General features: G+C 60.8%; 10 protein-coding genes. 3 read left to right on the top strand and 7 right to left on the bottom strand.

Going from position 1 to position 12,410, the window contains the following annotated elements; translation table 11 throughout:
• Window positions 1-24 precede the first annotated feature (24 nt).
• Together AC3CHX_RS11605 and AC3CHX_RS11600 are read left to right on the top strand one after the other, a co-directional pair.
• A complete protein-coding gene (locus tag AC3CHX_RS11605) occupies window positions 25-1,599 on the top strand; it encodes a UxaA family hydrolase (RefSeq protein ID WP_488644801.1) in 1,575 nt (524 codons plus the stop codon).
• 69 nt (window positions 1,600-1,668) lie between these two features.
• Entirely contained in the window at window positions 1,669-3,255 is a 1,587-nt protein-coding gene (locus AC3CHX_RS11600) for an aldehyde dehydrogenase (NADP(+)) (RefSeq protein WP_488644156.1), read from the top strand.
• A 29-nt stretch (window positions 3,256-3,284) separates the two neighbouring features.
• Here AC3CHX_RS11600 and AC3CHX_RS11595 read toward each other — a convergent pair whose 3' ends face one another.
• Complete coding sequence (locus tag AC3CHX_RS11595; protein WP_488644800.1) at window positions 3,285-4,772, bottom strand: MFS transporter; 1,488 nt, start codon at window positions 4,770-4,772, stop codon at window positions 3,285-3,287.
• A gap of 151 nt (window positions 4,773-4,923) precedes the next feature.
• Between AC3CHX_RS11595 and AC3CHX_RS11590 the strand changes: the two genes are divergently transcribed.
• Complete coding sequence (locus AC3CHX_RS11590) at window positions 4,924-5,820, top strand: LysR family transcriptional regulator (protein WP_488644155.1); 897 nt, start codon at window positions 4,924-4,926, stop codon at window positions 5,818-5,820.
• Between the two features lie 60 nt (window positions 5,821-5,880).
• Here AC3CHX_RS11590 and AC3CHX_RS11585 read toward each other — a convergent pair whose 3' ends face one another.
• From AC3CHX_RS11585 to AC3CHX_RS11560, 6 genes are all read right to left on the bottom strand, one after another.
• Window positions 5,881-6,693: a thiazole synthase gene (locus AC3CHX_RS11585; RefSeq protein ID WP_488644154.1), complete on the bottom strand. Its 813-nt coding sequence runs from the start codon at window positions 6,691-6,693 to the stop codon at window positions 5,881-5,883.
• Between the two features lie 101 nt (window positions 6,694-6,794).
• On the bottom strand, window positions 6,795-7,439 hold the full coding sequence (gene sorB / locus AC3CHX_RS11580) for a SorB family sulfite dehydrogenase c-type cytochrome subunit (RefSeq protein ID WP_488644153.1): 645 nt from the start codon (window positions 7,437-7,439) through the stop codon (window positions 6,795-6,797).
• 10 nt (window positions 7,440-7,449) lie between these two features.
• Window positions 7,450-8,670, bottom strand: coding sequence for a SorA family sulfite dehydrogenase catalytic subunit (sorA, locus tag AC3CHX_RS11575; protein WP_488644152.1), 1,221 nt, complete (start codon window positions 8,668-8,670; stop codon window positions 7,450-7,452).
• 102 nt (window positions 8,671-8,772) lie between these two features.
• Window positions 8,773-9,780, bottom strand: coding sequence for a YeiH family protein (locus tag AC3CHX_RS11570; RefSeq protein ID WP_488644151.1), 1,008 nt, complete (start codon window positions 9,778-9,780; stop codon window positions 8,773-8,775).
• Entirely contained in the window at window positions 9,777-10,706 is a 930-nt protein-coding gene (locus AC3CHX_RS11565; RefSeq protein WP_488644150.1) for a bifunctional enoyl-CoA hydratase/phosphate acetyltransferase, read from the bottom strand. The genes AC3CHX_RS11570 and AC3CHX_RS11565 overlap by 4 nt, the downstream gene beginning before the upstream one ends.
• 39 nt (window positions 10,707-10,745) lie before the next feature.
• Window positions 10,746-12,398: a GMC family oxidoreductase gene (locus tag AC3CHX_RS11560; RefSeq protein WP_488644149.1), complete on the bottom strand. Its 1,653-nt coding sequence runs from the start codon at window positions 12,396-12,398 to the stop codon at window positions 10,746-10,748.
• Between the last annotated feature and the right edge of the window lie 12 nt (window positions 12,399-12,410).

Below are 12,410 nucleotides of genomic sequence, written 5' to 3'. Positions count from 1 at the left end.
CCCGAAGGAAAATTTATTGTGAATATTGAGAGTAAACCTGAAGCAATCGCCGCTCCGGCGCGCCAGCCCGCTTTGGCGGAGCCTGTTATCCGCCTGCATCCAGAGGACGATGTCGTCATTGCGCGCCAGCAACTGGTAACGGGCATGCGCATCGCCGAAGGGGAACTCACCGTGCGCGGACTCATCCCCGCCGGCCACAAGCTGGCGCTCCGCTCCATCGACGCAGGCGCGGCGGTAAGGCGTTACGGCCAGATTATCGGCTTTGCGGCGAAGCCGATCGAAGCCGGCGAGCATGTGCATACCCATAACCTGGCGATGGGCAGTTTCGACCGCGATTATGCATTTGGCGTGGATGCCAGGCCCTCCGCCGGCACCGATGCGTCTGCCCGGTTTCTGGGCATTGTCCGGCCCGACGGCTGCATCGCCACGCGTAATTACATCGGCATTCTGACCTCGGTCAACTGCTCCGCGACGGCGGCCAGGGCGATCGCCGACTATTTCCGGCGCGACATTCATCCCGCAGCCCTTGCAGCATTCCCGAATGTGGACGGCGTGGTCGCGTTGACGCACGGCCTGGGTTGCGCAGTCGATTCCGGCGGCGAGGGATTGGCCCTGCTGCGCCGTACGCTGGGCGGCTATGCGCGTCATCCGAATTTCGCAGCGGTGCTGATGGTCGGCCTCGGCTGCGAAACCAATCAGATCGACGGGCTGCTGGCATCGCAAGGCCTGAACGCCGGCGCGAAGCTGCGCACCCTGGTCATCCAGGACAGCGGCGGTACCGCACGCACGGTGGCAGCCGGCATCGCGCAGGTAAACGCGCTGCTGCCCGAAGCGAACCAGATAGTGCGCGAGCCGGTGAGCGCCATGCATCTGAAAGTCGGATTGCAGTGCGGCGGTTCGGACGGTTACTCCGGCATCAGCGCCAATCCCGCCCTGGGCCGTGCCGTGGATATCCTGGTACAGCACGGCGGCACCGCGATCCTGTCGGAGACGCCCGAAATCTACGGTGCCGAGCATTTGCTGACACGCCGTGTCGCCCATCCTGAAATCGGCGAAAAACTGATTGCCCGCATCCGCTGGTGGGAAGCCCATTGCGCGCGCAACGGCGCCAACCTGAACAACAATCCATCGGCCGGCAACAAGGCGGGCGGGCTGACGACGATACTTGAAAAATCGCTAGGCGCGGTGGCAAAAGGCGGCACCAGCAATCTGGTCGAAGTCTATGAATATGCGGAGCAGGTCGAGCGCCATGGGCTGGTGTTCATGGACACGCCGGGCTATGACCCGGTGTCGGCCACCGGCCAGGTGGCGGGCGGCGCCAACCTGATCTGCTTCACCACCGGGCGCGGCTCCGCCTATGGCTGCGCGCCGTCGCCTTCGCTCAAGCTGTCGACCAATACTGCGCTCTGGAACCGCCAACAGGAGGACATCGACCTCAATTGCGGAACCATCCTCGACGGCACCCAGAGCATTGACGAGGTTGGCCGGCAGCTGTTCCGGATGATGCTCGATGTTGCGTCCGGCAGTGCCACGAAAAGCGAGTTGCACGGCTATGGACAGAACGAGTTCTTGCCGTGGCAGCTCGGCACGGTCACCTGACCCTCGCCTGTCACGGGCGTCGGGTTCTGCCGGATTGATAGGAATTTTTAATTTTTTGAGGAGTTGAACATGCATGTTTCAGGTGAACTGCTGATCGGCAGCCGGGCTGTACGCGGCAACAATGGCTTTTTCAAGGCCATCAATCCCGCGTCGGGAGAGTCAATGGAACCCGCGTTCGGCGGCGCCACGCCCGAGCATCTTGAACAGGCCTGTGCACTGGCCTGGCAGGCATTCGACCAGTACCGGGAAACCGCGCTCGAACAGCGCGCGTTATTTCTGGAGACAATAGCGCAGAATATTCTGGAAATCGGCGATGCATTGATTGAGCGTTGCGTGAATGAAAGCGGTTTGCCACGCGCACGCATTGGGGGCGAGCGCGGACGCACCGTTACCCAGCTTCGCATGTTTGCGGCTGTCGTCAGAAACGGCGACTTCCTCGAAACCCGCATCGACCCGGCACAACCGGAACGCAAGCCGTTGCCGCGGGTGGATTTGCGACTGCGCAACATTCCGCTCGGCCCCGTCGCAGTCTTTGGCGCCAGTAACTTTCCCCTCGCTTTCTCTGTAGCGGGTGGCGATACTGCATCGGCCCTTGCGGCTGGATGCCCGGTAGTCGTGAAGGCCCATTCCGCCCATCCAGGTACCTCCGAAATGGTCGGGCGCGCGGTTCAAAAGGCGGTCAAGGATTGCGGTTTGCCGGAAGGGACATTTTCGCTGCTCTTCGACAGCGGCCGCGGCATTGGACAGGGCCTGGTTGCCGATCGTCGCATCAAGGCGGTCGGTTTTACCGGATCGCGCGCTGGCGGCACGGCTTTAATGACGATCGCCGCAGCCAGAAGCGAACCGATCCCGGTATATGCGGAAATGAGCAGCATCAATCCGGTATTGCTGTTCCCGCATGCGCTATCCAACCGCGCCGAAGCGATCGGCACGGCATTCGTCGCATCGTTGACGATGGGAGCGGGACAGTTCTGCACGAATCCTGGCCTGGTGCTCGCCATTGACGGCCCCGATCTGAATCGTTTCATCGCAGCGGCCAAGGCAGCATTGCGGAAAACACCGGCAGCGACAATGCTGACGCCGGGTATTCACAAAGCCTACGATTCCTGCGCCGCAGCGCTTTTCGCGCATCCTGATGTGATCACTGAGGAACGCGGAATAAGCGGTGCGCAATATCAAGGGCAGGCTGCGCTGTTTTCGACCACGGCCGAGGCCTTCCAACAGCATGCGGAATTGCGGGAAGAAATCTTCGGCGCATCGTCTCTGCTGGTACGCTGCCCGGATTTGGCAACGCTGCGCGACATTGTCGAAGCGCTCGAAGGTCAGCTAACGGCGGCGCTTCACATCGATGAAGCCGATCACGACGACGTGCAGGCATTGCTTCCGGCGCTGGAGCGTCGTGTCGGCAGGATTCTGGTGAATGGATTTGGTACCGGTGTTGAAGTCGGTCACGCGATGGTGCACGGCGGGCCGTATCCCTCTACGTCCGACGGCAGGTCGACTTCGGTAGGCAGCCTGGCCATTTTCCGTTTCTTGCGTCCGGTCAGCTACCAGGATATGCCGGAGTCGCTATTGCCCGATGCGCTTAAGACCGGCAATCCGCTTGGTCTGAATCGTAGAGTGGACGGGCAACTGCAATTGGCAAACAGGACATGACCTTCGCGCTGGGTCAAAGGGCCGCGAGTTCATCTTGAATCGCCCTTATCCGCCAGCCACTTCGCTGGTGGAGCAATTGCCCGATTGCGTAATGTGCGGCGGTAAGCGCCAATCGCGATGGCGAGCGCGACGACGATCATCAGCGCCGCGACGGCGAACGTGCTACGCATGCCGGCGGCAATGGCATCGGGACGCGCCATCGTGATGTCGGTTGTCGCCGCTGCGAGCGCGAATACTGCGCCCATCACAGAGGCACCGGTGATGAGCCCGAGATTGCGCGACAGGCTGAGCATGCCGGAAATGACGCCGCGCTGGTCCGGGTGGACATCCAGCATGACGGCAGTGTTGTTGGCTGCCTGGAACAGCTGATAACCGGGGGTCAAGACGGCGATGGCAGCAATGTAGCCCGCAATGCCGAACAGCGCCGGCAGCACGGATAGCGCAAATGCACCAGCCGCCATGACGATGAGTGCAACGATGGCCATGAATGGCGCGCCCAAACGGTCGACAATACGACCAGCCGGGACGCCGCTCAGTGCGGAGATGATCGGGCCCACCGATAAGACGAGTCCAACAAGAGCGGCTGCGAGCCCGAGCGCACGAGATAGGTAGAACGGCCCGACCACCAGCGTCGCCATCATCACCGTCGAGACCAGCGCGTTCATGGCCAGGCTCGCACTCAGCACGGGATCGCGGAACAGCGCCAATCGGATCAATGGCGATGCCACTCTCGCCTCCGCAAGCACAAACAGGCTGCCTCCAAGGACAGCGGCCAACAGCAGGGCCATGTTGCGCCGATCGAAATGACCGCCCCCAACCGTCACCGCAAGAGCATAAGCCGCGAGCGTCAGGGCAAGCAGTAGCGTGCCCACATGGTCGAAGCCGGCCCGATCAGCCTTCGGCCCCCTGCGATCAACGGGCAGGTAGCGCTGGGCGAGAAGGAAAGTCAGGATACCCAGCGCTACGTTGACGAAGAAGATTGCCCGCCAGCCGAGTCCGGCGATCAGAACGCCGCCGAGCGATGGACCGAGAGCGGTGCCAAGCGCGGACATCGTTCCGAGCAGCCCCATGGCGCTACCGGTCTTTGCCTTCGGAACCGTCTCACCGATAAACGCCATGGTGAGGGCCATCATGATGGCCGCGCCTAGCCCCTGCGCCGCCCGGGCGGCAATCAGCAGCCAGAGCGTGGGCGCGACGCCGCACAGGACCGAGGCCACCGTGAACAGTAAGATTCCGGCCAGTAGCAGCCGTCGGCGGCCTGTCATGTCACCGAGCCGTCCGACGCTGACGATCAGGGTGGTGATGGCGAGGAGATAAGCGAGGACGACCCACTGGACTTGCTGGAAGGAGGCGTTGAACGCCTGTGCCAACGTCGGCAAGCCGACATTGGCAATGCTGGTGCCGAGCGAGGACAGCAGCATGGATAGCGCAAGGCTGGCCAGCGCCCAGCGCACCGAAGGAGTGCCTTCCACACTTCCGGCACTTCCAACTGCTACTTCATCTCGTTTTGCAATGATAGTCTTCAAAATGCACTCCGTTTTTTGGCAACTCTCGACATGGAGTTATCTGAACCATAGCCCTTTGTTTAGCATGGCGGAAGACGCAGCATTTGCACTTTATTCATGCGTTTGACGCCATATCAAGAACAAACCGCGCTAAAATCCATGCATGTCGACCCCGGATTTCAACTTGCTTGTCACTCTCGATGCGGTACTCGCGGAAGGGAGTGTTGCGCGCGCAGCCCGACGGTTGCGGCTTAGCCCGTCGGCGATGAGCCGTGCGCTTGCGCGATTGCGAGAGACGACAGGCGATCCACTTCTGGTCAGAGCCGGACGAGGCCTCGTTCCCACACCCCGAGCGCTCGAACTGCGCGAGCGGGTCAGTCAGCTCGTTGAGGATGCAGAAGCGGTTCTCCGTCCTGCCGACAAGCTCAATCTCAAACAGCTCGTCAGGACGTTCACGCTGCGTACCCGCGACGGCTTTGTCGAGAACTTCGGAGCGGATCTCATTGCTCGCGTCGGCGAGCAGGCTCCCGGGGTGCGGCTCTGCTTCGTGCAGAAAACAAACAAAGAGAGCACGTCTCTTCGCGACGGAAGCGTCGATCTGGAGACTGGCGTGGTGGGGAAGACGACTGGTCCGGAAGTTCGTACACGTGCGTTGTTCAGGGATCGTTTCATTGGCGTCGTGCGAATGGGGCACGCGTTGAGCCAGGGCGAAATCACGCCTGCCCGTTATGCGAGCGGCAGGCACATCTCCGTCTCGCGGCGGGGTCTCGACCGGGGGGCGATTGATGAAGCCTTGCAGCCGTTCGGGCTGGAACGAGAGATCGCCACCATCGTCGAAGGCTTTTCGGCCGCACTGGCGCTAGCTCGGGCCTCCGACCTGATCGCCAGTGTTCCCGCATGGCAAAGCGGAAACCTGCGCGCCGGAATGTATAGTTTTCCCCTTCCGGTCCCCGCGCCGGAGGTCACGATTTCATTGCTCTGGCATCCGCGGCAAGATGCCGATCCAGCGCATCGCTGGTTGCGCGGCCTCGTTCTGGATACCTGCACGGCGAGCCGCTGAAGGGATAAGTCTCCCGCAGTCAGCGTGACCGCGCGGTAAACATCAGCACACTTGGCCGAATCAATTAATCCGTCCTGCCATCGGCGACGATGGCGACGCCGCAAAGCGTTTCGGGATACGTCCGGCCAGATACGCCTCGCGTCCGGCGGCTACCGCCAGCCGCATGGCGCGCGCCATCCCGATCGGATCGCGGGCGCCGGCAATCGCTGTGTTCATCAGCACGCCGTCGCAACCCAGCTCCATCGCAATCGCCGCATCGGAAGCGGTGCCGACCCCGGCATCGACCAGCACCGGAACGCTGGCTTGCTCGATAATCAGAGACAGGTTCCACGGATTCAGGATGCCCATGCCGGAACCGATCAGCGAGGCCAGCGGCATCACCGCGACGCAGCCGATCTGTTCCAGCAGCCTGGCCTGGATCGGATCGTCGCTGCAGTACACCATGACATCGAAGCCATCTCGCACCAATATTTCGGCGGCTTTCAGCGTTTCGGGCATGTTGGGGAACAAGCTCTTCTCGTCGCCCAGCACTTCGAGCTTGACCAGTTTGTGGCCGTTCAGCAATTCCCGCGCCAGTTGCAAGGTGTACACCGCATCCTGCGCGTTGTAGCAGCCGCCGGTGTTCGGCAAAATCGTGAATTCGGAGGGCGGCACCGCGTCCAGCAGACTGGGCGCATTCTCGTCCTGGCCAATGTTGACGCGCCGGATCGTCACCGTAACGATGCCGGTGCCGCTGGCATCGACGGCGGCGCGGGTCTCGGCAAAGTCGCGGTATTTTCCGGTCCCCACCAGCAGGCGTGAGCGGTAGGTCTGGCCTGCGATGGTCAGGCAATCATCTGGCGTTTGCACTTGATCGATAGCATGCTGATTCATTGAATTTTCCTTGTCAGAAGAGAGAACATCATTAGCTGCGAATTTCCATACAACCTGAAATTCATGCGCGAGCGCGTCTATTTTTGCGCTTGTTTTTGCGCTTATTTTTGTTCTAAAACGAATTTCGCCAAAGCGCCAAGCTCGTCCGCCGATAGTCCGGCATACGGCGGCATCGGCACCGCTCCCCAGCGACCGCTGCCGCCATTTTTTATACTCGCCATGACCTTGCCGAGCGCGTCTTTGTCGTTGCTGTATTTGGCAGCCACTTCCCTGTAAGCCGGACCCACCAGCTTCCTGTCGATGGCATGGCAGCTTAGGCATGCATTGTTTTGCAGCAGGGCGCTTGCATCGGCTGTTTTCGCGATTGCAGGCGTTGAATGGGTTACGGCAGCGCCGAGTTTGGGTGGCGGACTGCTTCTTTCGACGCTATAGGTGTTGACCAGGTAGTCGGTAATGAGCGGGATGTCGGCATCCGCCAGCGGTGCGTTGAAGACGTTTTTCATGCGCTTGACCTGGGCCTCCCAATAGCCGCGCGTCGTGGTGGTTGGCTGATATTCTGCGTAAAGGGCCGAGTGACATGTCATGCATTGCTGCAACACTTTTTGATAGCCCGGCAAAGTCGACTCACGCCACGCGATAGTCTCTGGCGGCAGGGTGATGTCTTTCGCCGGGACGGTGGCGGAAGTTCCCATGAGCAGGGCGGACAACGCGGACATGGTGACAACGACGGAGAATGGTTTTTTCATGGAATAGCTCCTAGACGGCGTTGACTTTGACCGATTCGACCACGTTGCGCATGTAGCCGGTCGGTTGCCACAGTGCCTCCATCGGCTGGGTTTCGCCAAGGCGGTTAAAGGCCCGCACCCGCAAGTCCAGCACGCCTTTTCTGGTCGGCTTGATGGAGACCGCCCATTCACGGAACGAGTAGCGGCCCAAGTCCTTGCCAAGATGCGCCTGACGCCAGGTCTGGCCGCCATCTTCGGAGAAAGCGATTTCCCGGATGCCCTGGCCCGAGTCGAAGGCAATCCCCTTGACCACGGTTTCGCGCCCGACGCGCACCGTTGTCCCGGGCGCATGGCTGGTGATAAAGGAGCGAATAGTGAAGCGGTTGATCGGTGTGGTCTTGGTCGGCGTGGCACCCGGTTCGACGCAATGGCAGATGTTGTCGGGTATCCGATAGGCAGACTTCATCCAGTAACCATCGTAAATGCCGTCAATGACCGTGATGTCACTGATGTGTTTGACCCAGTAGGTGCCATAGTAACCGGGCACAATCAGGCGCACCGGATAGCCGTTGAGCATCGGTAAATCGCTGCCATTCATCTGATAGGCGAGCATCACTTCGCCGTCGCTCGCATGCTCGATATCCAGCGCCTTGATAAAATCGGCGCTACTTTCAAGCACCGGATGATCCAGGCCGTTGAAGGTCACCTGGCGCGCACCGGCCGCCACGCCGGCCATGGTAAGTATGTCCTTGAGCGGCACGCCGACCCACTTCGCATTGCCCATCGCACCGTTCGCCAACTGCCCGCCGTTGGCGCGCGGCGCGAAAAAACCGCGGCTATTGCCGGAGCATTGATTCACCGCGATGTACTCGATCGCTGTGAATTTGGTGCGCAGGTCATGCAAGGAGAGTTCCAATGGCTTGTCCACCTTGCCGCCGATACGGATACGGTAGGTGTCGGGATCAATCGAGGTCGGAATCCCGGCCATGTGGTAGCGCACAAAAAAGGCGTCGTTGGGCGTGATCGCGCCTTCATTGAATACGGAAAACGGTGTTTCCAGTTGCGGCGGGCGCGAGGTCAGCACGATCAGCGGGCGCTTCTCGGGGTAGGCGACCAGTTCCCGCTCGCCGTTTGCGAAGGGCAGCTTGACCCTTCCGGCAGCCGCGGCGAGCCCCGGGACCAGCGCCGCACCTGCTGCGTAAAGGCCTGCCTGCATGATCTGACGCCGGGATGGTTTGAATGGGTGATCCATCGTTGTCTCTCCTGTATTTTCATAAAAATGCAAGCGCGCTGCCGCTTCCTGTCGCGCATGTGCATCGACTTTACCCCGATTTCCCATCTGATCGGCCGGATATCAGTGCACGAAGAGCAGGGAAATTAATACGAACAGGCCAATCCACAGCGTTTCAGCGACCAGCATCACGACCGGCCGCCAACCCAGCGACGCCAATGCCTGAAACGAGGTTTTCACGCCGAGTGCGGCAATCGCCGTGACCAGGCAGGCACGCGAGGCGGTATTGAGCACAGTACCGACCTGAGACGGTATGACGCCAAAACTATTCACGATCATCAGCAGTATGAATCCGATCAGGAACACCGGCACCAGCGGCTGGCCGCCAATATCGGCTTTTCCGCCCCGGCCCTTGAAGATGATCGAGAGTGCCAGCACCGCCGGGACCAGGCACGCCACGCGCGTTAATTTGACGAAGGTCGCGATCTCGCCGGTATGATTCGAAATCAGATAGCCGGCGCCGACCACTTGCGCCACATCATGAATGGTGCCGCCCAGAAAAACACCGGCCTGCGTCGGATCGAGCCCGATCAGTTTCACCAGCAGCGGATACACGATCATCGCCGTCGTTGACAGGGCCGTAATGCCGACTACGGTCAAGAGCGTAAATTTCTCGTTTTCCTTAGTCTGCGGCAACACAGCGGCGATCGCCATGGCTGCAGAAGCCCCGCAGATGGCGACCGCGCCGCCCGACAGCACTCCTTCGGCGGCCGGACGTCCCAGCCATTTCGACAAGCCCCAGCCAAACAACATGGTTGTCACCAGGGCGCAGATGACGGTCACAATCGGCGCGATGCCCAATGACCCAATCTGCGCCAGCGTGATCTTCGCGCCTAATAGCGCGACACCGGTGCGCAGCACGGTCTTGCTGCAGAATTCGATACCCGGTCTGCAGGTAGGATCTTGCGATAAAAAATGGAATGCCAGGCCGAAGAACAGCGCATACAACAACTGCGGTCCGCCGTAACTTGTCGATACGTAGGTCGCCGCCAGTGCAATCACGACGGCAACCGCCACCCCGGGCCAGCTACGGCGCATCGCTGCAGGATGCCAAACGCTTGCGGTGTTCATAGCGCCTCCATTCCATGGCTGTGGGCAACCACCGCAGCCAGCGCACAGGAGGCGATTCGGCTTGCAGGTGAATCGGCACGGCTGGTTAATACGATTGGCACCTGCGTGCCCAGAATCACGCCGGCACACTCTGCATCGGCAAGGTAGATGAGCTGCTTGTAGAGCATGTTTCCCGCTTCCAGATTAGGCACCAGCAGAATGTCGGGACGGACCGTGCTGTGCAGTTCGACCCCTTTGATGTGGGCCGCCACTGCCGATATGGCGACGTCGAAAGACAGCGGCCCATCGACAATCGCGCCGGTAATCTGCCCGCGCTCGGCCATCTTGCTGAGCACCGCCGCTTCCAGCGTGCCGGGTATCGCCGGGTTAATGGTCTCCACGGCGGACAAAATGGCAACGTAGGGACGTTCGATTTCCAGCACGTGGGCCAGATCGATCGCGTTTTGCAGGATGTCGCGCTTTTCCATCAGCGCCGGGGCGATATTCACGACACAATCGGTCATCAGCAACGGCTTGGGGTAGTTCGGCAGGTCGAAGACAAAGACGTGGCTCATCCTGCGGCTGGTGCGCAAGCCGCTGTCCTTGCCGACTACGACAGCCAGCAGCTCGTCGGTGTGCAGACTGCCCTTCATGATCACGCTGGCGCGCCCGTCCTTGCATAGCCCGACCGCTGCGCGCGCGGCGGCGACCGGATCTGCGCCGGTTTCAAGGAATGCGATTGTGCCGAGGTCGAGGTTGTTTTCCCTGGCGATCGCTTCGATCCGGCTGCGCGGTCCAACCATGATCGGTTCGATCAGGCCCATACTCTGTGCCGTCACAGCCGCCTCGATCGAAGTCGCGCTGCACGGATACGCCACCGCTACGGATGCCGGTCCCAAGGCCTTCGCGCGCTGAATAATTTGATCGAGATGGTGATGTTTTATCATGATTGTTCCAGTGTGAATAAAAATGTCCCCGCCATAGCGCTATTGGCCGCCGACAGGAAACGCATTGTTTGCCGATGCCCTTGATGCGCGCGCGCGTCTTGCATCCACCAGGATCATGTGGGAGGCCTTCTCCGCCATCATGACCACCGGCGAGTTGGTGTTTCCCGACACCAGGGTTGGCATCACCGAGCAATCCACGACCCGCAGACCTTGTATGCCGTGCACGCGCAGCCGTTCGTCCACGACGGCCATCGGATCCGACCCCATCTTGCAGGTGCCCGAGGGGTGAAAAATCGTCGCGCCATACTCACGGGCGAATTCGATCAGCTCGTCATCGCTACTGGCTGTGGCGCCCGGTCGATACTCTTCGGCAATGTAGGGGCGCAGTGCGGAGGTGGCCGCCAGCTTGCGCGCAAACTTGATGCCCTCGACAGCACAACGGCGGTCGCGCTCGGTCGACAGATAGTTCGGCTGCATCGCCGGCGCCTGCCTTGGATTGCGCGATTTGATCATGACCGTTCCGCGCGACTCAGGCCGCAGCTGACAGACCGAGAAGGTGCAGCCGGACCATGCATGCGGCTTGGCACCGGCCATCTCGGCGGAGAGAGAGGCAAAGTGAAACTGGATATCCGGCGTTTTGGACTCCGGCAGCACCCGCGTGAAGAGTCCGCCCTGATTGATGCCTATCGCGAGCGGTCCGCGGCGCCGGAAAACATACTTGAGGCCCATGTGCATCTGGCCCCACAGGTTACGCAATTCGTCGTTGGTGGTGATCGCCTTGCTGACTTTGTACATGATGCGCAACTGCAAGTGATCCTGCAGGTTCGCGCCGACCCCGGGCAAGTCCTTGACCACCGGGATATCGAGCGATTGCAGCAGCGCGCCGGGACCGATGCCGGACAGCTGCAGGAGTTGCGGGCTTTGCAGGGCGCCGGCGGCGAGGATGACTTCGCGCGCTGCATGGGCTTTGAGCGTGTTGCCATGCTGCTCATACTGCACGCCCACGACACGGCTTCCTTCGAAAATCAGTCCTGTCACATGCGCACCGGTCTCAACCTGCAGATTCGAGCGCTTCTTTGCCGGGCGCAGATACCCGACCGCGGTGCTGCAGCGCCAGCCGTGGCGCGTGAATAGCTGGTAATAGCCGACACCTTCTTGCCTGGCGCCATTGAAATCGTTGCTGCGGGGTACGCCGAGCTCTTCCCCTGCACGAATGATGGCATCCATCAACTCGTGCTTTTCCTCGATGTCGGAACACCATAGCGGACCGTCGGCGCCGTGGTACATGCTGGCGCCGCGCGAGTTATGCTCCGACTTGATGAAATAGGGCAGCACGTCTTTCCAGGCCCATCCCTTGTTTCCCAACGCCGCCCAGTGATCGTAGTCTTCGGCCTGGCCGCGGATGTAGATCAGCCCGTTGATCGAACTGGAGCCGCCCAGGCAACGGCCCCGTGGCCAGTACATTTTGCGATTGTGCATCGCGGGCTCGGGTTCGGTATAGAAGCCCCAGTTGTAGACCTTGTGAAACATCGTCTTGCCGTAGCCGATCGGAATATGGATCCAAGGATAGCTATCCTTGGGCCCGGCTTCCAGCAGCTTGACCGAATAGTTGCCGTTTTCCGACAGCCGGTTGGCGAGCACGCAACCGGCGGAGCCGGCGCCGACCACGATGAAATCGTAGGTATCGTTCATGGCTTAACGGCC

The organism is Glaciimonas sp. OK215, assembly GCF_057787885.1.
Note: the sequence above shows the minus strand (reverse complement) of the source record. Positions and strands in the feature narration are given on the sequence as shown.